This window comes from Streptomyces sp. NPDC020489 (assembly GCF_044386545.1).
Classification (GTDB): domain Bacteria; phylum Actinomycetota; class Actinomycetes; order Streptomycetales; family Streptomycetaceae; genus Streptomyces.
This window is the reverse complement of record NZ_JBIRUZ010000005.1, coordinates 312,736-337,348: the sequence shown is the minus strand read 5'-3', so window position 1 is coordinate 337,348 and position 24,613 is coordinate 312,736. Positions and strand designations below refer to the sequence as shown.

At 71.2% G+C, this 24,613-nt stretch carries 25 protein-coding genes; 13 read left to right on the top strand and 12 right to left on the bottom strand.

The genetic code is table 11. The features are described from left to right. Positions 1-17: 17 nt before the first annotated feature. Positions 18-719, bottom strand: a complete 702-nt coding sequence (locus tag ACH41F_RS15475; RefSeq protein WP_391230996.1) for a TetR/AcrR family transcriptional regulator C-terminal domain-containing protein — start codon at positions 717-719, stop codon at positions 18-20. Between the two features lie 197 nt (positions 720-916). Between ACH41F_RS15475 and ACH41F_RS15470 the strand changes: the two genes are divergently transcribed. Next, on the top strand, positions 917-1,720 hold the full coding sequence (locus ACH41F_RS15470) for an MBL fold metallo-hydrolase (protein ID WP_391230997.1): 804 nt from the start codon (positions 917-919) through the stop codon (positions 1,718-1,720). Between the two features lie 150 nt (positions 1,721-1,870). Here ACH41F_RS15470 and ACH41F_RS15465 read toward each other — a convergent pair whose 3' ends face one another. The 5 genes from ACH41F_RS15465 to modA form a co-directional block, all read right to left on the bottom strand. After that, complete coding sequence (locus ACH41F_RS15465; RefSeq protein ID WP_391230998.1) at positions 1,871-2,527, bottom strand: hypothetical protein; 657 nt, start codon at positions 2,525-2,527, stop codon at positions 1,871-1,873. A 199-nt stretch (positions 2,528-2,726) separates the two neighbouring features. Next, positions 2,727-2,960, bottom strand: coding sequence for a hypothetical protein (locus ACH41F_RS15460; protein ID WP_391230999.1), 234 nt, complete (start codon positions 2,958-2,960; stop codon positions 2,727-2,729). A gap of 307 nt (positions 2,961-3,267) precedes the next feature. Continuing rightward, the gene (locus ACH41F_RS15455; protein ID WP_391231000.1) at positions 3,268-4,356 is read right to left on the bottom strand and encodes an ATP-binding cassette domain-containing protein; all 1,089 of its coding nucleotides are present in this window, start codon (positions 4,354-4,356) and stop codon (positions 3,268-3,270) included. Further along, positions 4,353-5,216, bottom strand: a complete 864-nt coding sequence (gene modB, locus ACH41F_RS15450; RefSeq protein ID WP_391231001.1) for a molybdate ABC transporter permease subunit — start codon at positions 5,214-5,216, stop codon at positions 4,353-4,355. Before modB ends, ACH41F_RS15455 begins: the two co-directional genes overlap by 4 nt. Next, on the bottom strand, positions 5,213-6,031 hold the full coding sequence (gene modA, locus ACH41F_RS15445; protein WP_391231534.1) for a molybdate ABC transporter substrate-binding protein: 819 nt from the start codon (positions 6,029-6,031) through the stop codon (positions 5,213-5,215). The genes modB and modA overlap by 4 nt, the downstream gene beginning before the upstream one ends. A 662-nt stretch (positions 6,032-6,693) precedes the next feature. On the opposite strand from modA, the gene ACH41F_RS15440 reads away from it, so the two are divergent. From ACH41F_RS15440 to ACH41F_RS15415, 6 genes are all read left to right on the top strand, one after another. Next, a complete protein-coding gene (locus ACH41F_RS15440) occupies positions 6,694-7,932 on the top strand; it encodes a glucuronoxylanase (protein ID WP_391231535.1) in 1,239 nt (412 codons plus the stop codon). Positions 7,933-8,253: 321 nt separating this feature from the next. Continuing rightward, on the top strand, positions 8,254-8,838 hold the full coding sequence (sigK, locus tag ACH41F_RS15435; protein WP_391231002.1) for an ECF RNA polymerase sigma factor SigK: 585 nt from the start codon (positions 8,254-8,256) through the stop codon (positions 8,836-8,838). Further along, the gene (locus ACH41F_RS15430) at positions 8,835-9,587 is read left to right on the top strand and encodes an anti-sigma factor domain-containing protein (protein ID WP_398835833.1); all 753 of its coding nucleotides are present in this window, start codon (positions 8,835-8,837) and stop codon (positions 9,585-9,587) included. Before sigK ends, ACH41F_RS15430 begins: the two co-directional genes overlap by 4 nt. Positions 9,588-9,810: 223 nt before the next feature. Then, the gene (locus ACH41F_RS15425) at positions 9,811-11,457 is read left to right on the top strand and encodes a molybdopterin-dependent oxidoreductase (RefSeq protein ID WP_391231005.1); all 1,647 of its coding nucleotides are present in this window, start codon (positions 9,811-9,813) and stop codon (positions 11,455-11,457) included. A 67-nt stretch (positions 11,458-11,524) separates the two neighbouring features. After that, on the top strand, positions 11,525-12,184 hold the full coding sequence (locus ACH41F_RS15420; protein ID WP_398835830.1) for a fasciclin domain-containing protein: 660 nt from the start codon (positions 11,525-11,527) through the stop codon (positions 12,182-12,184). Positions 12,185-12,277: 93 nt separating this feature from the next. Continuing rightward, entirely contained in the window at positions 12,278-12,610 is a 333-nt protein-coding gene (locus tag ACH41F_RS15415) for a hypothetical protein (RefSeq protein WP_398835828.1), read from the top strand. A gap of 79 nt (positions 12,611-12,689) precedes the next feature. Here ACH41F_RS15415 and ACH41F_RS15410 read toward each other — a convergent pair whose 3' ends face one another. The 5 genes from ACH41F_RS15410 to ACH41F_RS15390 form a co-directional block, all read right to left on the bottom strand. Further along, a complete protein-coding gene (locus ACH41F_RS15410) occupies positions 12,690-13,322 on the bottom strand; it encodes a glyoxalase (protein WP_391231008.1) in 633 nt (210 codons plus the stop codon). A 95-nt stretch (positions 13,323-13,417) separates the two neighbouring features. After that, positions 13,418-14,242 (bottom strand): NAD(P)H-binding protein, encoded by an 825-nt coding sequence (locus ACH41F_RS15405; RefSeq protein WP_398835824.1) that lies wholly within the window; start codon positions 14,240-14,242, stop codon positions 13,418-13,420. Beyond that, a complete protein-coding gene (locus tag ACH41F_RS15400; RefSeq protein WP_398835821.1) occupies positions 14,239-15,126 on the bottom strand; it encodes an alpha/beta hydrolase in 888 nt (295 codons plus the stop codon). The genes ACH41F_RS15405 and ACH41F_RS15400 overlap by 4 nt, the downstream gene beginning before the upstream one ends. Further along, positions 15,123-15,341, bottom strand: coding sequence for a hypothetical protein (locus ACH41F_RS15395; RefSeq protein ID WP_391366041.1), 219 nt, complete (start codon positions 15,339-15,341; stop codon positions 15,123-15,125). The genes ACH41F_RS15400 and ACH41F_RS15395 overlap by 4 nt, the downstream gene beginning before the upstream one ends. After that, on the bottom strand, positions 15,338-15,835 hold the full coding sequence (locus ACH41F_RS15390; RefSeq protein WP_398835818.1) for a nuclear transport factor 2 family protein: 498 nt from the start codon (positions 15,833-15,835) through the stop codon (positions 15,338-15,340). Before ACH41F_RS15390 ends, ACH41F_RS15395 begins: the two co-directional genes overlap by 4 nt. Before the next feature lie 179 nt (positions 15,836-16,014). Here ACH41F_RS15390 and ACH41F_RS15385 point away from each other — a divergent pair, with 179 nt between their 5' ends. From ACH41F_RS15385 to ACH41F_RS15360, 6 genes are all read left to right on the top strand, one after another. Further along, positions 16,015-16,932 (top strand): LysR family transcriptional regulator, encoded by a 918-nt coding sequence (locus ACH41F_RS15385; RefSeq protein ID WP_398835817.1) that lies wholly within the window; start codon positions 16,015-16,017, stop codon positions 16,930-16,932. Between the two features lie 279 nt (positions 16,933-17,211). Continuing rightward, the gene (locus ACH41F_RS15380) at positions 17,212-18,405 is read left to right on the top strand and encodes a glutamate--cysteine ligase (protein ID WP_398835813.1); all 1,194 of its coding nucleotides are present in this window, start codon (positions 17,212-17,214) and stop codon (positions 18,403-18,405) included. Between the two features lie 156 nt (positions 18,406-18,561). Continuing rightward, a complete protein-coding gene (locus tag ACH41F_RS15375) occupies positions 18,562-20,346 on the top strand; it encodes an N-acetylglutaminylglutamine amidotransferase (RefSeq protein ID WP_391231015.1) in 1,785 nt (594 codons plus the stop codon). After that, positions 20,319-22,550 (top strand): prolyl oligopeptidase family serine peptidase, encoded by a 2,232-nt coding sequence (locus ACH41F_RS15370; protein WP_391231016.1) that lies wholly within the window; start codon positions 20,319-20,321, stop codon positions 22,548-22,550. The genes ACH41F_RS15375 and ACH41F_RS15370 overlap by 28 nt, the downstream gene beginning before the upstream one ends. 99 nt (positions 22,551-22,649) lie before the next feature. Continuing rightward, positions 22,650-23,117 carry a DUF5709 domain-containing protein gene (locus ACH41F_RS15365; RefSeq protein ID WP_391231017.1) on the top strand — a complete coding sequence of 156 codons (468 nt, stop codon included), beginning with the start codon at positions 22,650-22,652 and terminating at the stop codon, positions 23,115-23,117. A gap of 246 nt (positions 23,118-23,363) precedes the next feature. Continuing rightward, positions 23,364-23,789 carry a DUF6003 family protein gene (locus tag ACH41F_RS15360; protein ID WP_391231018.1) on the top strand — a complete coding sequence of 142 codons (426 nt, stop codon included), beginning with the start codon at positions 23,364-23,366 and terminating at the stop codon, positions 23,787-23,789. Positions 23,790-23,936: 147 nt separating this feature from the next. On the opposite strand, the gene ACH41F_RS15355 is transcribed toward ACH41F_RS15360, so the two are convergent. Then, entirely contained in the window at positions 23,937-24,434 is a 498-nt protein-coding gene (locus ACH41F_RS15355) for a hemerythrin domain-containing protein (protein ID WP_398835808.1), read from the bottom strand. Positions 24,435-24,613: the final 179 nt, after the last annotated feature.

Genomic DNA, 24,613 nt, shown 5'->3' with positions numbered 1-24,613 from the left:
AACAACTGCTTCGCCGGCTAGTCAGCCGCCCCGTCGGGGACGGGTGTCCGGGTGATGCCGTTGACGAGAACGTCGAAGGCCCAGTGCATGCGGTCATCGGCGGAGCCGCTGATCAGGACGGGCATGTGGGCGGTGATCGCGGGATGGGTGGTGGCGTCCGCGGTGCGCAGGGCCTGGACGGTGGCGTTCCAGTCGTCGCCGGACGTCGGCTCCTGATCCTGCGTGGCGTGTTCGGCGGCGGTCGCGGTGGCGTCCTGAAGCAGTTTGTCCACGCCCCAGGCGACCTGGGCGCGGGGTGCTCCGCTGCGGGAGAGCAGTTCCAGGATCCGTTCCACCAGGCGGAGGTAGTTCTCACCGCTGGGGCGGGCTACCAGGGCCGACCGTGCGAGCTGTGGGTGCGCGAAGAGCATGCGGGTGTACGACGTCAGTACGGCGCGAAGCTGCTCGCGCCAGTCGTCGTTGGCGGCGCCCGTGCCGCTGAGGTCCACTTCGCCCAGCAGGGTGTCCAGCACGGCCGCGTGCAGTTCGGCGGTGTTCGCCACGTAGACGTAGAGGGAGGCGGGCCCGGTGTCCAGCTCTTGCGCCAGACGCCGCATGGTGACCTTCGCCAGCCCCTCCGCGCGCATGATCTCCACCGCGGTGTCGACGATCCACCGCAGGGACAGCGCGGGCTTCGCCGGGCGCTCCCGGCGGCTGACGGGCTCTCTTCTGGCTGGCATGCTCCAGATCGTAACGAACGCGTTCGTCCCCTGTGTGGGAGGCCGGTGCCGGGGGAGGCGGGATCGGAAGCGGGCTGGACCGCGCCGGGAACACCTGGTCAAGGCCGACGTCCTTGGCTCAGGGACGCCGGGGGACTGGAGCCAACTCCGCGCAGCGCAGCTGGTGGTGGACGGTCGGCCGGTGGCAGTATCCGGGGATGCCTCGCTCCCTTCAGATCGGCCCCTACACCGTTGTCGCGCTCGCCGATGGCGTGGGCCCCTTCTTCTCCCCGCGGTCGGAGGCGTTCCCCGGCGCCACCGGCGAGCAGTGGGCGGCGGCCGACCGGTTCGACCCCGGCGCGCTCGGCGCGGACGGGAACTGGCGGCTTCAGTTCCGCGCGTTCGCGATCCGCGGCGACCAGGGCGTGACGCTGGTCGACGCGGGGATCGGCCCGGCAGACGGCCCGGCGGCCTCATGGGCACCGGTCCCCGGGGAACTGCCGGCGTCGCTCGCCGCCGCCGGGATCGAACCGTCCGAGGTCGACACCGTGGTGCTCACCCACCTGCATACCGACCACGTGGGCTGGGCCGTCGTCGGCGGGGAGCAGCCGCGGCCCTTCTTCCCGAACGCCGAGTACCTGTTGCAGCAGGCCGAGTTCGACGCCATCGACGACGTCAACCCGCAGCTGCGATCCACGGTGACCACCCCGCTCCACAACAGCGGTCAGCTACGGCTGCTCGACGGTGACACCCCGCTGCGCCACGGTGAGCGAGTGATTGCCACCCCTGGTCACACGCCCGGGCACCAGAGCGTGCTCGTCGCGTCCGGGCGCGAACTGATCGCCGTCACCGGTGACCTGCTCGTGCACGCGATCCAACTGCTCCACCCCGAACTCGCCTACGCCCACGAGATGAACCCTGAACAGGCAAGGGCCTCAAGGGAACGCGTGCTCCACCGTCGGCCCGCCGACACCCTCCACCTGGCGACCCCGCACCTGACCGAGCCGTTCATCACGCGCTGATTGACCGCCGACGGCCCCGAGTGTCCGCGCCAGCCACGCCGACGGCCGGGTCGTGGCCCTCGCCCACGCGACGGCCTCGGTGGAGACGGTGTGCTCCCCACCTCGGCCCTGGCCGCGAGGGTCCCGTCGGGACGCCAGGCCGTGTCCGTGTCAGGGGGTGAAGACCTGCTCCAGGCGGTCGATGGCTCCGTCCGCGCCGAGGTGGTACTGGAAGACCAGGCCGCTGTCGGGGTGGGCCTCCAGCCAGTCCAGGAACTCCTGGACACCGATGGGCTGGTTCTCGGTGCTCTCCACGATGGGGTTGGTGACGGTGATGTACGCCGCCTGGTCCATGGGCAGATAGGTTTCCTTGCCGACCGTCTCGAACGGCGCGCCGTCGGAATCAGGTGTGCCGCAGCCCCAGTTGCCGTGGCGGAAGATCAGGCTCAGAGCCCCGCCCTCGGGCGTGTAGCGGTAGACGGCGATCTCGTCCGGTGAGATGGGCATCTTGTGATCGCAGCCGTCGTCCTCGCCACCGCTCCCGGCGGCGACCGGCGAGCCCGTGGGCGACACGGCCGGAGAGGAGGCGGACGCCTTGCTGTCGGGCGACGCCGAGACCTTCCCGGCGGGCAGCGCTTCGGCGCTCGCGCTCGCGGTCGCCTCGGCGCTCTTCTCGCCCTTGGCCGGCGAGGGAGTGACGGCCGGCGTCGTGCTGTCGGCGTCAACGGAGGTGGGGGAGCAGGCGGTGAGTGCCAGGACACCGGCCGCCCAGGCACTCAGGGCGAGCGTCCGGAACGCGATCCGTCTGCGGCGATGCGTGGTCATCATGATGTGTCCCCCAGGGTGGTGGCAGCGGTCGCCGGCGCGACCGTGTGAGCTGGAAGACCATATTCAGCCACACTGCCGCGTTCTCGATCACCCTGGCACCGTCCGTTGCGAAGCGGTGACCAGACCGACGCAATCCGCAACAGCACCGGTGGCGCTGCCATCGGCCAAGACCTCGGCTGACTCTCAGGCCCGGCCGGCTCTAGGGAGTGTTGTCGTCGGCGCGCTCTTCCGCGGGGGTGCGGTGGATGCGCCAGACGCCGAGAGCGGCTCCGAGGATCCCGCCCACCACGGCCGCCACAACCGCCCCTGTGTCACTGCCTGAGAGCCCTGCCACCAGCAGACTGGCCAGGAGGGATCCGAGCAGCACATACATGAAGACGATGAACCCCATGGCCAGATGACGGTCCCGCAGCGGGGCCATGCCCCCGCTCACCCTCGCGCTCCCCGAGCGCGGTCCGCACGGAGGGCTGCCACGGCAGGTCGGCGTCGTTGCATGAGGCTCCTCTATTCGTCGTCTCAGGTGAGTCGTCCCCTTGACGTATGTCCCGCAACGGCCGCGACAACCCGGCGCCACAACGGGTCGTGTCAGCACGGCGATTCGGGTCGCCCCTCCGCCCAGGGCCGCAAGACACGTTCCGCCCGGTCGACGCGCCCGTGCGCTCATCATGCAGCCGGTACGGCGTCGGCACGCCTGCGGGGGCCCTGTGCCCCGCCGTCGGCCGGGCACAACTGGCGGGAGGTCAGGCGGGGTAGGCGTGAGTCTGGGCAGCCTTGACGGTTGCCCAGACCTCGGCGCCCGGGTGCAGGTCGAGTTCGGCGGCGGCGATGGTGGTGAGGTCGGCGGCCAGCGGCAGTTCACCGGTGAGGGCGGCACGGATCTGGTCGCCGTGGGTCTCCAGGCCTGCCACCTCGCAGCGCCAGAGGTTGCGGGCGCTGGAGCCGGTGGGGCGTTCGCGGTGCAGGGTGACCGCGCTGGGCGGGAAGGCGACGAAGACCGGTCCGTTGAGGTTCTCCGTGGTCGTGACCTCGGCGGCGCCGTCCACGCGGACCGTGTGGCCGTCCGCCTCGCCCCGGTAGAGGTTGAGTCCGACCAGATGCGCGATGTAGTCCGTACGAGGATGACGGGCGATGTCCGCGGGCGCGCCCTCCTGGACGACGTGCCCGTCCTCGATGACGACGAGCCGGTCGGCGAGCACCATGGCGTCCAGCGGATCGTGTGTCACCAGCACGGCGACCGCCTCGAACTCGGCCAGGTGACGGCGGAGTTGGGCACGCACCTCCAGCCGGGTGCGCGCGTCGAGCGCGGCCAGCGGTTCGTCGAGCAGCAGCAGGCGCGGACGGGTGGCCAGAGCGCGGGCGAGCGCCACCCGCTGCGCCTGGCCGCCGGAGAGCCGTCGGGGCTTGGCGGACCCGTGTGCCGACAGGCCCATGCGTTCCAGCCATACGGCGGCCTGGGCGCGGGCTTCCGCCTTGCTCGCGCCGTGGCATCGCGGACCGAAGGCCACGTTGTCGAGCGCGGTGAGATGCGGGAAGAGCAGGTAGTCCTGGAAGACGACCCCGACAGGGCGCGACTCGGGCGGCGTACGGTCCAACTCGGCTCCGTCCAGGCGCAGATGCCCGTCGGTGAGCGGGGTGAGCCCGGCGAGGGCGCGCAGCGCGGTCGTCTTGCCGGCGCCGTTGGGTCCGAGGAGCGCGACCACGTCACCGGGGGCCGCCGTGAGCGCCACATCGAGTCGGAAGGAGCCCCGCTCGACCACGAGCCGGGCGTCGAGTCCGTCACCGGTCGGGGTGCCGACGTCCTGGCGCGCGGTGTTCTCGGTACGGGTCATGAGGTGGTCATCCAGCGGTCACGCAGTCCGGCCAGCACCGCGATCGAAACGGCGAGCAGGACCAGACTGAGGGCGATGGCGGTCTCCGGGTCGTTCTGGAGGGCGAGGTAGACGGCGAGCGGCATGGTCTGCGTGCGGCCCGGGAAATTGCCGGCGAACGTGATCGTCGCGCCGAACTCGCCGAGCGCGCGGGCCCAGGCGAGCACGGCGCCCGCCGCGATGCCAGGGGCGATCAGCGGCAGGGTGACCCGACGGAACGCGGTGAAACGTGAGGCGCCCAGGGTCGTCGCGGCCTCCTCGTAGCGCGGGTCGGCGGCGCGCAGTGTGCCCTCGACGCTGATGACGAGGAACGGCATCGCCACGAACGCCTCGGCGACCACGACTCCCGTGGTGGTGAAGGGCAGCGTGATCCCGAACCAGGCGTCCAGCCACTTGCCGACGACCCCGTTGCGGCCCAGCGCCATCAGCAGTGCCACACCACCCACCACGGGCGGCAGCACGAGCGGGAGCGTGACCACGGCCCGCACGAGACCCCGTCCGGGGAACTCCACCCGAGCCAGCAGCCACGCCAGCGGCACCCCGATCACCAGGCTCACCGCGGTGGCCGCCGTGGCGCAGAGCAGGGAGAGCTGGAGTGCCTGCCACACCTCGGAGCTGGTGAGCAGATCGGGCATGCTCCGCCAAGGCGCCCGGATCAGCAGAGCGACCAAGGGCAGAACCAGGAACGCCAGACCGATCAGCGCGGGCAGGAGCAGGGGCAGCGGGGCACCGCCGCGGACGCTTTTGCGGGTCCGGCGGCGCCGCGGCCCACCCTTCAGCGTGTCCACGGCATCGGCCTTCCCGGCGGAGAGAGGGGTCACGGGGTGAGGAACCCGGCCTCGGTCAGCACCTTCTGCCCCCCGGTCGATCGCACCAGGGCGATGAACGCCCCGGCGGTCTCGGTGTTCCTCGACTCCTTGAGCAGAGTGATGGGGTAGTCGTTGACGGCGTCGGCGGACTCGGGGAACTCCACGCCCTCGACCTTGTCACCGGCCGCCTTCACGTCCGTCTTGTAGGCGAGCGCCGCGTCGGCCTCCTTCAGCACCACCTTGTTGAGTGCGGACTTGACGTCCTCCTCGTAGGAGACCGGGGTGAGCTTCAGCTTGCTCGCCGCCAGGGCCTTCTCCGCGGCGGCACCGCACGGCACCGTCCTGTCGCAGAGCACGACCTTCAGGTCCTTGTCCGTGAGGTCCTTCAGCGAGGAGATCTTGTCGGGATTGCCCGGCAGGGTGGCGATCTCCAGCTGGTTGCGGACGAAGGTGGCCGGGGAGCCGGCGTTGTCACCCGCGTCCGTGACGATCTTCATCGTCTTCGGGCTGGCCGAGGCGAACACGTCCGCCGGCGCGCCCCCGGTGATGGAGGCGGCGAGCGCGTCACTGCCACTGAAGCTGAACGTGACCTTCGTGCCCGGGTGCGCCTTCTCGAACTGCTTGCCCAGCGTCTCGAAACTCTCCTTGAGCGAGGCCGCGGCGAAGACGGTGACCTCCCCGGACAGCTTGCCCGAGCCGGACGCGGAGGAGCCCGACGAGCCGGAGTCCGAGTCGGAGGAGGAGCAGGCGCTCAGGGCCAACAGCGCGGCGGCTCCCACCCCGGCCACCTGCATCATCCGGCGGGGCCTGCGCACAGTACGGGTCATCACGCGTCCACTCTTCCTGGTCCTGACGGACTCGGCTACGACTCGCTCGCGTCCACCGCCGGAGCGCGGGGTCCCGGCACCGACGTCGAGCGAGGCGGCGGCGTCCCTGATCCGGTGGATGGCCATACGTCGATCATACTGACGCAGATGCGAGGCGTATGTCTTCTGTCGCATCGCATGAGCAGGGCCTTCCGCCCATTGCCTTGGTATGTGCGTTCGTACGAGATCCGCGATCCGCCGTCGTAAGTCCGCGCACATCCGGCGCGATCGCGCCCGCCCGCTCACGCCCGCGCAGAGGGGCGGCGACCGCACCGACGCCCGCGTGTCGCCCGGGGTCTTGACCACGCTGATGCGCATCGTTAACTTGCGTCAGGTCCACCACGTGGACGCTGTTCAGGATGTCGAACGACAGATAGCGCCGCCTGACCCCGCGCAGCGGCATCAGGCGGCACTCGGCAGCACTTTCCGCCGAAATGAGCACGTGCGCAGTCATCCATGCGAATGGGAGCGCTCCCATGAACCTTGGGTCGAGGCGAGCCCGTAAAGCCCTCGGAGGTCCGGAGCGGAACCCGCGGCCAAAAGGAGGAGACGTGGCACAGAGTCGGAAAGACCCCCTGAGCGCGGACCGGAGATCGCCGAGCCGGAGGACCGTCCTGGCGACGATGGGGGCCGTGCCCGTCCTCTCCGCCACGGCGTCGGTCGCGCGAGCCTCCGAGGCCGGGACCGCGGCGGTCGCTGCCACCGCGGTCATCGATCCGTCGGTGACGCGGCAGACGATCCGTGGCTTCGGCGGCATGACCCACTCGGCCTGGATCGGGGACCTCACGGCGGCTCAGCGGGACATGGCCTTCGGAACCGGTGACGGGCAGCTGGGGTTCACGCTGCTGAGGATCCCCGTGCCCGAGGACCGGGCGGCCTGGAGCCGCGATCTGGCGACGGCGAAGCGCGCGGCCGAACTCGGCGCCGCCGTCATCGCGTCCCCCTGGAATCCGCCCCCGTCCATGGTCGAGACCTTCGTCCGCGGCAGCCAGACCGACGCGCGCCGGCTCAGGTACGACATGTACGGCGCCTACGCCCAGCACCTGAACGACTTCACCACCCACTTCCGCAACAACGGGGTCAATTTGTACGGCATCTCCGTGCAGAACGAGCCCGATTACGCGCATGACTGGACGTGGTGGACCCCCGCCGAAATGGTCCGGTTCCTGCGCGAGAACGCCGCCTCCATCAGCACCAGGGTCATCGCACCGGAGTCCTTCCAGTACCTCAAGAACATGTCGGACCCGATCCTCAACGACCCGGTGGCGCTCGCCAACGTGGACATCATCGGGGCCCACCTGTACGGCACGCCGTTCGCGAACTTCCCCTACCCCCTCTTCAAGCAGAAGGGCGCGGGCAAGGAGCTGTGGATGACGGAGGTCTACTACCCCAACAGCTCGGACTCGGCGGACCTCTGGCCCCAGGCGCTCGACGTGGGGGAGCACATGCACCGGGCCCTGGTGGACGCCGAGTTCCAGGCCTACATCTGGTGGTACATCCGGCGCGGCTACGGCCCCATGCGGGAGGACGGCAAGATCAGCAAGCGCGGCGCCGCCATGGCGCACTTCGCCCGGTTCGTCCGACCCGGGTACGTGCGGATCGGGGCGACGGCGAATCCGGCGACGAACGTCTACGTCTCCGCCTACCGCGGGGGCGGCTCCACGGTCGTCGTCGCCGTCAACAAGGCGACCGCCGCGGTGAACCAGCAGTTCACCCTGGCGAACAGCTCCGGCTCCAGCGTCGCTTCGTGGCTGACCGACGCGAGCAGGAACGTCGCGTCCCAAGGCACGCGCGGCATGTCGAACGGCTCCTTCACCGTGACGCTGCCCGCCCGTAGCGCGATGACGTTCGTGATCCGCTGAACGGGACTGTCCAGGCACCCGCACCGCAGTCGCGGACGGCTGCTGCGTCTGCCCGCGCCGGTTTGCGGAGGGGCCCTGTCCGCAAGCCGGTCGGCAGTCGTTCGGAGTCGCGGAGCACGTGGGTCCCTCCCGCCGGGAATGCCATCCCCGTCCCCGGGCTGCCAGCGCACGGCGCACAGCGCACGGCCACGGGTGGCACCGGCCGGCTCATGGGGCTCCGCCTCGCTTCTCACCATTAGTTTTTCGTCGTCGTCGCAACCAATCCGTGCTCCCGACAGGAACGGATTACGTACGGACATGTCCCGACGACGGAGGCCCTCGGTGAAGGAAGCAGTACATATCGGCAGACACTCGGCGGCCGGGCCCGACCTGCAAGAGCTGGTCAGTCGGGTGGCCCTGGGCGACGAGGAGGCGTTCGCCGGTGTCTATGACACCGTCGCCGGCGGGGTGCTGGGAGTCGTACGGGCCGTGGTGCGAAACCAGGCGCACTCGGAGGAGGTGGCGCAGGAGGTGCTGGTGGAGGTGTGGCGGACCGCCCCGCGCTATCGGCCCGAGCTGGGTACGGCCATCAACTGGATTCTCACGCTGGCACACCGGCGGGCGGTCGACCGGGTGCGCTCGGTGGAGGCCGCCGCGGCCCGGGACCACAAGGCCGCCCTGCTGGAACAGGTGCCCGCGTACGACGAGGTGGTCGAGCATGTCGAGGCGCGACTGGAGCGGGAGCAGGTGCGGCGCTGTCTGCGCACGCTGACCGAGCTCCAGCGCCAGGCCGTGACCCTGGCGTACTACCGAGGGCTGACCTACCGCGAAGTGGGGGAGGCTCTGGCGCTTCCGCTGGGCACCGTCAAGACCCGACTACGGGACGGGCTCATCCGTCTGCGTGACTGCCTGGGGGTGACCGCGTGACGACCACCGATCTGCACCGACTGACCGGTGCCTACGCCCTGCACGCCCTGTCCGACGACGAGGCAGAGGCCTTCGAGCGGCACCTCGCCGGGTGTGAGGCGTGTGCGCAGGAGACTCTCGAGCTGCGGGCCACCGCCGCCCGACTGGCCATGGCCGTGACCGTCCGGCCGGCCCCGGAGCTGCGCGCGCAGGTGCTGGGCAGAATCACCTCCGTCCGGCAGCAGACGCCCACAGCGCCGGCCCGGGTCCTGCCGCTCCGGGCACGGGTGCGCAGGCGGGCTATGTCCCGGTGGGCACTCGCCGCCTGCCTCGCCGCCGCGGCCGCATTGGGCGGAACGACCGTATGGCAGCAGCAACAGGCCCAGGACGCCCGGGATCAGACGCGCCAGGCCACCCAGGCCGCGGACGAGCTCGCCGCCGTGCTGGCCGCGCCCGACGCCCGGACCCGGGCCGCCAAACTGCCGGGCGGCGCCACCGGCACCGTCACGGTGTCCGGCGGCCGGGACAAAGCGGTGTTCGCCGTGTCCGGGATGGCCCCCGCGCCGAGCGGGAAGGTCTACCAGCTGTGGTTCGACGACCATGGCACCATGCGCTCCGCCGGCCTGATGGACCCCGGGCGCACCCAGCAGGCCGTGCTCATGGAGGGCGCCGTCGACGGGGCGTCCGGTATGGGTGTCACCGTCGAACCCAGCGGCGGTTCGAAGGAGCCCACCTCCACGCCGATCGTCCTGATGAGCTTCCCGGGGTGATCGGGTCCGCACCCACGGGCGGCCGCTTCCACGAGGAACTCGTCGGAGCGGCCGCTCTGTTCTGCGGCTCCCGGCAGACGCGCTTCCCGGCCGGGATCTCATAGGCCCGCATATCGAAGGCGGCGCGTCGTCACAACTTGGGCGACGCCGAAAAGGGCAGCCGTCTTTTGTGTGATCCGTAGCCGTGACGCTTCCGGATTGGCCCGGAAGAAATGTTCATCCGATGGTGGGCGCGACCAATCCGGAAGCGTCGCAGGGCCGGATTCCCCCCGTGACGGAGAACAAGAAGGACCGGCGGATCCGCCCCGGCCAGTGGGCGCTGGGAGCCCTCAGCGGCGTGCTGGCGGCTTTCGCCGCACTGGCGGTCGCCGAGCTGGTGGCCGGAATGATCCGCCCGCAGGCCGGACCGGTCGTCGCGGTCGGTGGAGCCGCCATCGACCGTACGCCGGCCGCCGTCAAGGACTGGGCGATCCGGCATTTCGGTACCGACGACAAACTCGTGCTCCAGCTCGGAATTCTCGCCGTACTCACGCTTTTCGCATTGCTCCTCGGAATGGTCGCCGTGCGTTTCCGGCGCGGCGGGGCCGCCGGTGTGCTGCTGTTCGGCGTGGTCGGAGCAGCCGCGGCCCTCAGCCGGCCCGACTCCACCGGTGCGCTCGACGCCCTGCCCTCGGTGGCGGGCGCCGTCGCGGGCGCCGCGGTCCTGTACCTCCTCGCGGGCCGCATCACGTCTCGCCGCCGGGCCACGGCAGCGGACGACGTCTCCCTCGACGGTGCCGACTGGGACCGGCGCGGGTTCGTGATCACCGCGATGGCAGCCGCCGCCGCGTCGGCCGGGGCGGGCGTCCTGGGCCGCTCACTGAGTGGTTCCCGGGCCCGGAACGCGGCCGCCTCCCGCCGGGACGTGGTGCTGCCGGCGCCGTCTTCCCCGGCCCGGCCGGTGCCGAGGGGCGCCGCGCTGCGCATCCCGGGAGTCAGCGCCTTCACCACGCCCAACAGCGACTTCTACCGGGTCGACACCGCGCTGGTGGTACCCAGGGTCGACGCGACGGCCTGGCGACTGCGCATCCACGGCACAGGAGTACGGCGACCCGTCACCCTGTCCTTCGAGGACCTGCTGCGGCGTGAGCTGGTCGAACGGGACATCACGCTGACCTGTGTCTCGAACGAGGTCGGCGGCCCCTACGTCGGCAACGCCCGCTGGATCGGCGTGCGCCTGGCCGACCTGCTGGTCGAGTGCGGGGTGCGGCCCCCCTCGAAGGGTGGCCCGGCCGACCAGTTGGTGGCGCGCTCGGTGGACGGCATGACCATCGGCAGCCCGGTCGAGGACCTCATGGACGGCCGCGACGCGCTCCTCGCCCTCGGCATGAACGGCGAGCCGCTGCCCTTCACCCATGGCTTCCCGGTCCGCATGGTGGTGCCCGGCCTGTACGGGTTCGTCTCCGCCTGCAAATGGATCGAGGACCTCGAACTCACCACCTTCGGCGCCTACGACCCCTACTGGGTCAAGCGGGGCTGGGCCCGTGAGGCACCGATCAAGACCCAGTCCCGCATCGACACACCGAAGCCGTTCGCCCGGCCCAGGTCCGGCACCGTCATGGTCGCCGGGGTCGCCTGGGCCCAGCACCGCGGCATCGACACGGTCGAGGTCCGCGTGGACGACGGCCCCTGGCAGCAGGCCCGGCTCGCCACCGAGAACACCTCCGACACCTGGCGCCAGTGGTCGCTCCCGTGGGAGGCCACCAAGGGCGGCCACACCCTCACCGTGCGCGCCACCGACCGGACCGGTCAGGTGCAGACCGACAAACGTGCCCGGACCATCCCCGACGGCGCCAGCGGATGGCACTCCGTCGTCGTCACCGTCGACTGACCCCCAAGCCACTTCCCGACCCCCATAGGAACGCGGCATGTCCGCATCCATCAACAGGAGAAACACCATGAACACCCGTATTCGCCGTACCGCCGTCACCCTGGCCGCCGCGGCCGTCCTGCCGCTGGCCCTGAGCGCCTGTTCCGACAGCGGGAGCGACTCCGCCAAGTCGGACTCCTCGTCGAAGGCGTCGGCATCCTCCGCGGCGCCGGACGACAGCATGTCGGACTCCGGCGGCACCGCCGCGGCGGACCAGCCCTTCGGCTCCGCCTGCTCCACGGTGCCCACGAGCGGCGCCGGCTCCTTCGACGGCATGGCCCAGGACCCGGTCGCCACCGCCGCCTCCAACAACCCGGCCCTGTCCACCCTGGTCACGGCGGTGAAGAAGGCCGGGCTCGTCGACACCCTCAACAACGCCCAGAACATCACCGTGTTCGCGCCGACCAACGACGCCTTCGCCAAGATCCCCAAGGCCACCCTGGACAAGGTCCTCAACGACAAGGCCCAGCTGACGAAGATCCTCACCTACCACGTCGTCGGCCAGAAGCTCGCCCCCAAGGACCTGGAGAGCGGTTCCTTCGAGACGCTGGAGAAGTCCAAGCTCTCCACCGCCGGGTCCGGCGAGTCCTACACCGTCAACGACTCCGCCAAGGTGGTCTGCGGCAACGTCAAGACCGCCAACGCCACGGTCTACATCATCGACACCGTCCTGATGCCCGCCAGTTGACACACCCCGCCTGCCGGGCACCGCGCGCCGGTGCCCGGCAGGCGCGTTCCCATCCGCCCGCTGGCCGCGGGCGCTGCCAAGGATCGCCTACCCATGCCGACGCTCTTCCGTATCCGTGTCCTCGCCGTCTCCGACCCCCGCTTGTGGTGCGCGGGATCAGGGCCGGTGGCCGCCCACTTCAGCCGCGCCGTCCATGACGAGCTGACCGAACTGTGCGCCGGGATGTCAGTGGTCGGGCTCGACCTGCGGGAACTCAGCCTGCCGGACGGGGACTTCCTGCCGGACGTGCCGTGGCCGGACGGCCCTCACACCATCCATCTGCTGGGCCCGGCCGTTCTGAGGTCCCAGGCCGCCGAGGACGAGCGCGTCCACTGGCATGTCGACCCGCGTGTGGCCTGGGAAGCGTGGCTCGACGCCTCTCTCTGACGCCCGCCGGGGACAACTCCGTTGTGGTGAAGCCGAGTTAGTCAAGTTCGTTTGGGCGCGCCGTAGTCCGGGGCCGGGCTCAGGCGGTCGCCGCCACGGGAGCAGTGGCTTCCCAGACGAATCCGTCCGGGTCGCTGAACGGGCCCTCGGTGCTGGAGAGCACGAGTCGATGCGACCCGGTGCCGTCCGGGGAGACCCCCGCGTCCTTGGCGAGTGCGCGGCGCTTGTACAGGGCGAGCCTGACGGGGCCCGACCCGGTGGCGAACTCGACGTACTTCCCACCGAAGCTCTTCCCGACGGACAGACCCCGCTCGACATAGAACTGCTTCGTGGCCTTCACGTCCTCGACACCGAGCAGGAGCACGAGGTCGTCGAACTGCCGGGCGACGGGGGCCGTGTCCTTCTTCGACGAGGTCGCGATCTTCCAGATCGTGCCGTCCGGGGCTTGTACGACACCGCCATAGCCCCACAGCGACTTCGAGGCCGGCTTGAGGACCGTGGCGCCGGCGTCGACAGCGGAGCCGACGAGAGCGTCGACGTTGCCCGGCTGCGACACCACGAGCGACAGGGTGAAGCCGCGGAAACCAGTCGTGGGAGTGTCGCAAGCACGCAGGCGCACCTGGGAGGAGTCCAGTCCGAACGCGGCGGAGTAGAAGCGGGCGGCGGCCGCGGGGTCGGCCACCTCGAGCGTGATGGAGTCGATGGAGTTCATGTCCTTGACGTTAGGGGCGGCCTCGTCGCGGACGCTTCTCGAAAACTGACCGGCCTGGCCCGGCGGCAGACGGACCTCTCGTCCTCCCGCAGGGGTCACGAGCCGGTGAAGGCCTCCCGGTGGGCGAGGGCCCACTGACGGAAGGTGCGCGGCGGTCGGCCGGTCACCTCCTCGACGGTGGGGTGGATGAGGGACTCGTCGATGGTCCCGTCGCCGTAGAAGCTGAAGAACGCGTCGACGTACTCCTGCGGCATGCGTCCGGTCATGTCGGCCCGCGCCTCTTCGTCCGTGAGGGCGCGGAAGCGCAGGTCGCGGTGGAGCACGTCGGCCAGGACGGCCAGTCGCTCGGCGGGCAGCAGCCGTTCGGGACCGCTGAGGAGGTGAACGCGCTCCTCGTGACCGGGGTCGAGCAGGGCTCGGACGGCCACGGCGGCGATGTCGTAGGGATCGACGGAGGCGATGGGCACGTCACCGAAGGCGTCCTCGACGATGTCCCCGGCACGCAGTTGAGGCAGCCAGCGCAGGGCGTTCGACATGAAGGCGTTGGGGCGAAGGAACGTCCAGGCGAGCCCGGACTCACGGACCGCCGTCTCGGACCGGATCATGAACTCGGAGACGGCGTTGTCGGTGTCGGTGGCGACGGCGGCCAGGCTGGACAGGAGCACCACGCGTTCCACCCCCGCCCGCCGCATCCCGGCGAGCAGGCCCGGCATGTCGCGGTAGCCGGGCAGCAGGAACACCCCGCGGACGCCGTCGAGGGCCGGGGCGAGCGAGTCAGGGTCGTTGAGATCCCCGACCGCCTGTTCGACGGGCAGGTCGGCGTGTTTGCGTACCAGCGCGCGGGCCGGCTGCCCGGCCCCGGCGAGGGCACGGACGACTTCGCCGCCGACCTGCCCGGTGGCTCCGGTGACGAGGATCATCGCAAGGTCCTTCCGAAGTGGGCGGCCACGGTGTCCGCCGCGAGGGTGACGTGGGGTTCTTGGTCGTAGAAGTCGAACTGGGTGCCCTGCGTCCAGAGGATGTCCTTGGGACCGGCCAGCCCGGTGTGGAAGCGGCGGGCCCCTTCAGGGATGGCGGCGTCCTCGCTGTGGACGAGCAGGGTGGGCTGGGTGATGCGCGGTGCGAGGGCGATGGAGTCGTAGGTGAGCCAGTCCTCCCAGGCCATCACGGCGAAACGGTTGGGCCAGGCCGGGATGCCACCGCGGGCGGGGTTGAGGTAGAAGTCGATGTCGTAGGGCATGGCGGCGCGCTCGTCGGTGGCGTCGACCACCGGGACGAACTCGAGATCGCCGGTCCGCTCGAACCGGGCGCGGGCGTCGCGGGCCAGTTTGATCTTCTGTTCGACCGCTTCCGCGCCCCCGTAAGCGGCCTCGCAGATGGCGGCGTCGTGCAGCCATGGTGCGACCAGGGCGAGCGAGCCGACACGGGGGTCGTGTGCCGCGTTGTCGGCCATGTACATCGCGGCCGCGCAGATCCCCAGGGCGCCCAGCCGGTCGGCGTCGATCGCCGGGTGGAGGGCCAGGAACGTCAGCGCGTGATGGATGTCTCGGACCTTGCGCGCCGGGTTCTCGACATCGCGTGGTCGGCCCGCGGACTCGCCGAAGCCGGTGAAGTCGAACGACAGGGCGGCGTATCCGCGATCGGCCAGCCGCTCCGCGTACCGGTCGGCCATCAGTTCCTTGACGCTGGTCCACGTCCCGGCCACCACGACCCCCGGGGTGGGTGCGTCACCGTCCGGCAGGAACAGGTTTCCCGTCAGGTCGACTTCCTCGCTGGGGAAGGTGACCTTGTGCTGGGTCGTCATGAACGGTCCTCTCCGGAGGGTCGGTTGGCGTGGGTGAGGTCGGCTCGGGTGAGGGCCGCCTCGGACACCGTGAAGGCGTAGAGGGCGGCGCACCCCGCGCCGCCGTCCGGGGCGAAGCCACCAGCAGCTCGACGGGCTGTCCGCCACCTGGTGGACTGTGAGCGGGCCGCCCACGGCGTGACGGACAGCCGCACGGCGCGATGCCGTCGGATCATCCGGCCGTCCTCGCCGCCGCCGACGTCATCAGCTCCTTGTTGCCATCGGCCCAGGTAGCCGTCATCACCACGCCGCTGATCCTCCACTCCGCGCCGACGCGGACGAGGGCGAACCGGTAGGTGCCGCCCAGTGTCCACAGCGGTGCCCCGAACGGGTCCGCCAGCCGGTGGGTGGCCTGGAACGAGGCGGTGCACTCGGCGGTGTCCCCGTCCGGCGTCACCAGGTGGTTGGCGAGCAGGTGCTGGGTCGCGTCGAACCCGCCGAGCACCTGGGACCAGGCGTCCACGATCTGCTCCGGCGACAACACGGCCGGCTCGCCACCGCTGAGGCTCGTGTAGTCCAGACGTACCTCACCGGCGAACACCTCCTTCAGCGCGGCCCACTCGCGTTGGTCGGCGTGCCACACCATCCGTGTGCAGACGTCGACGACGGCCTGACGGTCCATCAGGTCACGCACGTCCGCCGCGAGGGCGGGATGGTCGGTCGTGCTCACTGTGCCTCTCCTGTCGTTGCGTTGTGCACTTCTCCACGGCCCGCTGGTCGGCGCGGGGAGTCCGGCAGGCGGACCGTGCCGGCCGGCAGGGCAAGTCTGGACGCGGTGGCCTCGCCGGGGGAAACAGCAAGATCTTGTGCCCGATACCGCAAATCGCTGTGGGAGTTAGGGTGTTGAACGTGAGCGAAATCGACCTGCGGCACCTGCGCTCGTTCCTGGCCGTGGCCCGGCAGCGATCCATCACCGGCGCCGGAGCGGCGCTCCACCTGACGCAGCAGGCGGTGTCGACCCACGTACGACAACTGGAACGGTCCCTGGGCGTCGACCTGTTGGTGCGCACCTCGCGCGGTGTGCTGCTCACGGCCGCCGGAGAGGAACTCGCGGCCGGTGGCGCGACCGTCGTCGACGACGTGGCCCGCCTGGCGGCGCGGGTGCGTGCCGTCGCGAACGCCGAGACCGGCACGCTCCGTCTGGCCTGCTGTCCCGCCGCCACCACCCTGTTCGCCGTCGACGTGGCCGATGCCCTGGAGGCGGCGGTGCCCGGGCTCCAGGTGACCTTGAAGGGTGCGCAGCATCCCCGGCAGGAGCAGGAACTCCTCGACGACGGCCGCGCGGACGCGGCCTTCATGTGGCTGCCGCTCGGTGACGTGGGCCTGCACACCGCGGTGGTCCGCACCGACCCCCGAGCCGTGGTCCTCTCCGCCCGTCATCCGCTGGCCGACCGTTCCACGCTGACGCTCGCCGACCTGGCCGACGACCCGGTGGTACGTCCCGACGTCCTGGTCTCGCCGGAAGCCGAACGGTTCTGGCTCGCGGACCCGAGACCAGACGGCCGTTCCGCACCACACGGCCCGAGTGTGCCCACCGTCGAGGACTGCCTGTGGGAGGTCGGCCGTGGCCGCGGGATCTGGTTCGCCCCGCAGCCGCTGGACGCCCTGCTGCCGGCCGGTGACGTGCGCTGGATCGAGGTCACGGACGCGCAGCCGTTCGACCTCGCCGTGGTCTGGACCGACCGCGCTCCCCAGCCCCTGATCACCCGCCTGATCGCCGAAGTCCGCTCCGTCGTCGAGCGCGATCCCCGGGCGCACGCCGCGTAACGCACACCGACCGGTCGTACGACGCCGCCCGGGCCTGCTTGCCCGAACATCTGAACGACACCCCGACCCCCCGACACCCGAGGGCGCCCCAGCCCCGGGAATCGCCCCCCACGCACCCACAGGCACCGCGCTCGTCTGTGCGGCACGTGTCCCATACGGGCATCTCCCCGTGCTTATAGATCCGCTTCCTGGGAACTTGGTCTTCGTCGCAGCCGCCGTATCGCCCGGTGAGGGACTCACGCTCCCGGGACGGCAGGTATCGAGGCCCAAGGAGTGACCGTGAGCGTGCGTATCGGTGTCGAAGAGGAGTTTCACCTCCTGGAGGTGAACAGCGGCCTGCTCGTGCCACGGGCCGACGCGGTCCTCCGGCGGCTTCCACGGGAGACCTTCACCAGTGAGCTGCACCAGTCCACCGTGGAGTCGAACAGCGGGGTGCACACGTCCCTGCACGATCTGTTCGCCGACCTGTCCAGAACGAGACGGCGGCTCGACGCGGCAGCCGGCTCCCTGGGACTCGCGGCGGTGGCCGCGGGCACGGTGCCGCTCGCACCCGCCTCCTCGGGGCACCCGACCGCCGACGCACGCTACCGGCACATGGTCGACGAGTACCGCCAGGTCGCCGACGAGCAGTTGATCTGCGGCGCCCAGATCCACGTGGATCTCGCCGACCGGGACCTGGCGGTGCGCGTGATGTGCGCGGTCTCGCCGTGGCTCCCCGTGCTGCTGGCGCTGTCCGCCAGCTCACCGTTCTGGCAGGGCTCCGACACCGGCTACGCCAGCTGGCGCACGATGCTCTGGCAGCGCTGGCCCACCGCCGGCCCGATCGGCTGCTTCCCGAACGCGAGCGCGTACGACGAGGCGGTACGGGACCTGGTCCGCGCCGGGATCATCAGCGACTCCGGGATGATCTATTACGACATCCGTCCCTCCGCGCACCTGCCGACCCTGGAACTGCGGATCTGTGACGCCTGTCCCCGCGCCGAGACCGTCGTGCTCCTCGCCGGACTGTTCCGCGCCCTGGTGACCGAGGCCTGCGAACGGCTGCGCGCGGATGACGCGCCGACCTGTCAGAGCGGCCACGAGTGGCTGCGCGGCGCCACCTGGAGAGCGGCTCGCTCCGGCATCGAGGGGACCCTGGTGGACCCCGAGACCCGCGAGGAGGCGCCCGCGCCCCAGGTCGTCCGGGCCATGCTGGCCCGGCTGCGTCCCGCGCTCGAGGCCCAGGGAGACTGGCAGACGGTCACGGAGCTGACGGAGGAGGCCCTTGCCGAGGGCAGCGCCGCCGAGCGCCTGCGCCGTACGGCGCGGAAGGAAGGTCTGCCGGCCTGTGCCGAACTGCTGATCGCCGAGACCCGCGGCGACCGTGGAAACCGCGCGCCCCTGCCGTTCGGCAGCGTCAGCCTCCCGCACCGCGGCCCGGAGACGGCCGGTCCGCCGCCCGGCACCGGGATCCCGGAGGTCATCGGCCGCTGACATGCCCGTGTACGTCATGAGGCCGGCCCGGCCCGTCGCCGGCACCTCACCTCGCAGCACCCCGCTGCGTCACCCATGTGTCGAAGAGAGGTTCACCATGCCCACCAGCACACCCCGGCCCACGGAGGAAGGCGGTCCGAAGGGAGGCGGAACGACATGTGCGGTCTGAGCGGCGAGATCCGCTTCGACGGTCACCGTCCCGACCTCGCCGCGGTCGAGCGCATGAGCGATCGGCTGGCGGCCCGCGGCCCCGACGGAAGCGGAGCCTGGACGCACGGGGCGGTGGCACTGGGCCATCGACGCCTGAAGATCATCGACCTGTCGGACTTCGGCGCCCAGCCGATGACGGACGAGGCGGGCCGGATCACCGGCGTCTTCAACGGTTGCGTGTACAACTACCAGGAGCTGCGCGAGGAACTGCGCGGACTGGGCCACAGCTTCGCGTCGACGTCCGACACCGAGGTGATCCTCAAGGCCTACCAGCAGTGGGGAACCGCCTGCGTCGAACGCTTCTACGGCATGTTCGCCTTCGCCCTGGTCGAGCACCGGACCGGCCGTGTGGTGCTGGGGCGTGACCGGCTGGGCATCAAGCCTCTCTACCTGGCGCGGACGCCGGGCCGCTTGCGGTTCGCCTCCTCGCTGCCTGCCCTGCTCGCCGCCGGGGACGTGGACACCTCCCTCGACCCGGTGGCCGTACACCAGTATCTGAGCTGGCACGCCACCGTGGCGGCGCCCCGCACCGTCCTCAACGGCGTACGCAAGCTCCCGCCCGCCACCGTGCGTGTCGTGGAGCCGGACGGCACCGAGCGGGACCACTGCTACTGGCAGCCGTCGTACACACGGCGCGCCGAGTACGCCGACATGGCCGTCGACGAGTGGCGCGACGCGGTGCTGGGGGCGCTGCGCACCGCCGTACGCCGCCGGATGGTGTCGGACGTGCCGGTCGGGGTGCTGCTCTCCGGCGGACTGGACTCGAGCCTGATCGTCGCGTTGCTGGCCGATGAGGGTCAGCGTGACCTGCGGACGTTCAGCGTCGGCTTCGAGGCGGAGGGCGGCGAGGAAGGGGACGAGTTCGCGTACTCCGATCTGGTGGCCCGGGAGTTCGGCACCGACCACCGCCGGATGATGATCCCCTCCCGCCGGGTGTCGGAGGCGCTGGACGGGGCCGTCGCGGCGATGAGCGAGCCGATGATCAGCCATGACGCCGTCGCCTTCTACCTGCTGTCCGAGCAGGTGTCGAAGGAAGTCAAGGTCGTGCAGAGCGGGCAGGGAGCCGACGAGGTGTTCGCCGGCTACCACTGGTATCCGGACCTGGCGGGGGTCCCCCGTGAGCAGGAGCCGGAGCAGTACGCCGAGACGTACTTCGACCGGCCGCACGCCGACCTCCGGCGGATCCTGCGGCCCGGCATGCTTCCCGCGGACGACGTCTCGCGCCGTTTCGTCGAGGAGCACATGGCCGTCCCCGGGGCGGAAACGGCGCTCGACGCGGCTCTTCGGCTCGACACGCACGTCATGCTCGTCGACGACCCGGTCAAGCGGGTCGACAACATGACCATGGCCTGGGGCCTGGAGGCGCGTGTGCCGTTCCTCGACCACGAGCTGGTGGAACTGGCGGCGGTCTGCCCGCCGGAGCTCAAACTGGCCGACGGCGGGAAGGGCGTGCTGAAGGCGGCCGGGCGCAAGCTGCTGCCCACGCAGGTCGTCGACCGTCCCAAGGGCTACTTCCCGGTTCCGGCCGTCCGGCACATGGCAGGCCCGGTCCTGGACCGGGTGCGCGAGGCGCTCGAAGCGCCCGAGGCCAAGCAACGAGCGGTGTTCCAGGAGTCCTACCTGGCCGAGCTCCTGGCGGCACCGGACCAGCACCGGACCAAGCGGGGAGCCAACGCCCTGTGGCAGGTGGCTCTGTTGGAGATATGGCTGCAGACGCACGGAATCAAGTGAGCGCCGAGCCGAGCGCTCGGACCCCGCGGGCGGCGGCCCCCACCGGGTCGCCGGCCGCCGCCCGCCCGGTTGCGCCCGGTCTGGCGTCACCGAGCCCGCGATCGTCGGACGCCTGGTCGGCCGACGGGCACGGGCCCGCCTGTGCCGCCGCACCCGCCCTCACCCCGCTGCCCGACGCGGTCGGGCCACGGGATGCCGTGACACGGCTGCGTGCGCACGGCTGCTGGTATCCGTCCGCCAACGCGGACGGCACCGAGGCCGCCTTCATCTGCGACCGGGGCGGAGTACCGCAGTTGTGGGCCGGGCCGGTCGACGGTGACGGGGTGCGGCTGCTCGACTCCTCCCCGGACCCCGTCAAGGAGGTCGCCTGGTCGCCGGACGGCCGCTGGATCGCGTACACCACCGCACCCGGCGGCGGCGAACACTCACGCGTGCTGTGCGTACGGCCCGACGGCTCCGGACGCCGCCTCCTCGCGGGCGCGGAGCCGGGCAGTACCGCGTACCTGGGGTGCTGGACCCACGACGGGTCCGCCGTCGCCGTCACCGTCGCCGCGCCGAGCGTGTACGACCACCCGCCGAGCATGGCGGCGTGGCACTCCACGGACTCCGACCCCACCGAGTTTCCGCTCTCCGCCGACTGGACCGGCCGGGACGGCCGCGCGACGCTCCTCGGCGCAGTGCACGACGAGCCGGCGCAGCCCTCGATCGATCTCACGGCTCGCGCGGCACCGGCGGCACGCCCCGGTGGCGGGCTGTCGGCCTACCTGCTCGACCCGGACGGTCTCGCCTCCCCGGTACTCCTCGCCACGGAGACCCACGCCGCCACCCTGCGCGTGTGCGACCTCAGCCACGACGGAAAGCTCGCCCTGCTGCGCCGGGGGCCGCGCGGGCGGCGTGAGGCGGTGCTCCGGCGCACCGCCGACTCGGTGACGACGTACACCATGCCGGTCGCCGACGGCGATCCGTGGATCGGCCGGTTCTCCCCCGAGGGCCGCACCCTCTGGCTGCGCAGCGACGCCGACCGCGAGTACGCGGCCCTGCTGGCGATCGCCCTCGACGCCGACGGCGAGCCGCGCGGCGCCTCGGTCGTGGCGGAACGCCAGGACCAGGAACTCGAACTGCTCACGCTGGACCACGACAGTCGTACGGCCGTGCTGGTGTGGAACGCCCAGGGCGCCGGGGAACTCGAGCTCGTCGAGACCGTCCCGACGCACCAGGAACCGGCCGGGGTGGGGCCCGCCAGGCCGGTCGCCCTGCCGCACGAAGTCGTCACGCGCGTGGCGGCGGCCGGACCGGGACGCCTGCTGCTCGCGCTGTCCGGCTCGCAACGCCGCCCGGGTGTGTGGTGGGCCCACGAAGGCGTGTCCCTGTCGCGCACCCCGTGGTCCTCTCGCGACGAGGACGCCGTGCCACCGGGCCGGCCACCCGTGCGCCCGGTTCCCCTGCGCTTCACGGCACGTGACGGACTGCCCCTGAGCGGCTGGTACTACCGGGCGCCGGGGCGCGCTCCCGGCGAACCCGCGCCCTGCGTGATCCATCTGCACGGCGGACCGGAGGAACAGGAACGCCCGGTCTTCAACCCGCTCTACCACGAACTGCTGGGACGCGGACTGGACGTCTTCGCCCCCGACGTCCGCGGCTCCTCAGGACACGGCCGGTCGTTCGTCGACGCCGACCTGGGCACAGGCCGCTTCGCCGCGCTCGACGACGTCGCCGACTGCGCGGCCCACGCGGTCACGGCGGGCCCCGCCGACCCGACCCGACTGGCGGTCATGGGGCGCTCCTACGGCGGCTACCTGACGTACGCCTCCCTGGTGTGGCACCCGGACCTCTTCCGCACCGGGGTCGCCGTCTGCGGCATGTCCGACCTGCTGACCTTCTTCGCTGCCACGGAGCCGTGGATCGCGGAGTCGGCGGCCCACAAGTACGGCCACCCCGAGCGCGACCGCGAACTGCTGCGGGCCCTGTCCCCGATGCACCGTGTCGACGCGCTGCGTGCCCCGCTGCTCGCCGTCCACGGGGAGCACGACACCAACGTGCCACCGGGGGAGTCCCACCAGTTCGTACGGGCCGCCCGGGAGCGCGGCATCCCCGCCGAGCTGCTGTCCCTCCGCGAGGAGGGCCACGACTTCCTGCGCGCGGACAGCCGACGCCTGTTCCGCCGGACGGCGGCCGACTGGCTGGAACGGCACCTCGGCGGTTGACCCCCGCCTCTGCCCGCACGCGGCAGGCCGCCATGTGTCATGTGCCGGGTACTTGGTACTCCGTACTCGGAAATGATCAGGCACGACCCGGAGGCGATCATGAGTGATGAGGCCATGGCGGACGACGTCTACCAGCCCACCGGCGGCAACGAGGAGCAGGAGGACGCCGCCCCGCTGGACCTTCAGGACGCGGTGGACGAGCGCACCTACGACGACCAGCTGGATGAGGGTTACTCGCCGCCGGAGAAGCCTCTGGGCGTGACCAAGGTGGGCACCACGGCCGCCGAGCAGCACGAGGGTGAGTCCTTGGACGAACGCCTGCGCCAGGAGGTCCCCGACGTGCAGGCACCCCTGGGGGACGAGATCGGTGACCTGCCCGACGGGGAGGGCGAACCCCTCGACCCGGAAGCCGGGGCCGAGCGCGCCGGCCGCCTGGTGGCACCGGACGAGGGCGTGCGGGAGGACACCACCAAGGAGCTCGTCGCCGAGGACGAGGGCATCGACGGGGGAGCGGCGGGCGCGGAGGAGGCCGCGATGCACGTCGTACCGGAGGACCAGCTGCCGTAGCCCGGCGCGCGGCCGAAGCACGGCCGAGGCCTGTGCTGCCGACGCACAGGGGCCGGCGCGGCCCGGACGGCGAGGTGGTGAACCGTCCTCGTGCTCCTGGCAGGAAGGGAGAGCGAAGCGCGACGAAACACCTCGACCTGCAACCCACCCGGGTGAGTTGAGGATTTCCTGGGGTCGGCGCGGCTTCCGGGGGTATGGGCATCACGATCGTGTTCAAGCTTCTTTGCGAAGGTGGGTGCCAAGGCCGTGGCCGACGATGCCTTGTTGTTCGTTCTCCCCGAGCGCCATCCCCGTCTGGGTGCGCCTCTGGCCGCTGTCGGTGACCTGGAGTGCGCGGAGACTCCCGCGGTGCTGGGGTGGCTGGGCGCGCACGGCGTTCCCGTCTCCTCCGAGTGCGTCAGGATCGTCCCGGCCGGCGCCGAGGTGCTCATCCCCGAGGACGCCGAGCGGTTGCCGGTTCCGCTGACGGAGGAGGAGACGGTACGGGTGGAGCACGCCTGTGCGCCCACGTCCGTGACGGACATGGAGTCCGAGCTCCTCAACTTCCGGGACACCACCCAGGACTGGCAGTCCCTGGTCCACCGGGCGCTCACGTCCGGGATTCCCGCTGCGCGGATCGCGCAACTCACCGGTCTGGACCCGCAGGACATCCTCAAGGCCGCCGAGGGCTGATCCCTCGCGAATGCCCTCGACTCCCGGGACCGAAGCGCTCGGGAGCCGAGGGCATCAAGCCCCCTGAGGTGGGCGGGGTACGGTGCCGGCCGCGGATTCGCCCCAGGCGGCTCGTCGTTGCCGCGGTCGGCGCCGCCTCACGCGCTGCTACAGGAGTGCGTCGACGTAGACCTTGTGGTGCACGTTGCTGACGCTGCCGCAGCGTGCGTCCAGCAGGTCGGCGCGTGTCCGCGCGAAGTCCTCCGCGAGGTCGGCCCGGGAGTCGGGGCCGAAGCTTTCGCGCACGTGGTTGACGAGGGTGCGTTCCTCCTCGTCGGTGTGGCGGGCGACTGCCAACGCCAACTGCTTCAGCCGCCAGTCCCATTCGGCCGAGCCGACCTCGCGCACCTCCAGCAGAGCGAGGAGGACCTTGACGGCTTCCCGGTGTGCCGCCTCGACGTGCTCGACGGTGTCGGAGTCCTCGAAAGAGGCGAGGACGGGGTGCACCGAGGCCTCCTCGGCCTCGCCGTGGGCGACCATCAAGTGTGCGAAGTCGTGCAGTGCGGCCTCTCGGTCGGCCTCGACGCTGCGCATCACGCGGAGCAGGTCCTCCAACGTCCGGTGATCCTCGAGGATCAACTCGACGACATCCTGGGGCGGTGTCATGCGATACGCCTCCTCCCTGGAGTGGTTCACCTCCCGCTACCCGATCCGGCGGTGGCCAAGGCTCTTGATGCCCCATTTGCGCTAGAGCTCCACATCTCCACGTCCAGGGACCGCTCAGCGCGGGGGTACTCGGGCGCTGTCAAGACGGCCCGGCTCCCGCGTGGTTGGCGATCACCGCT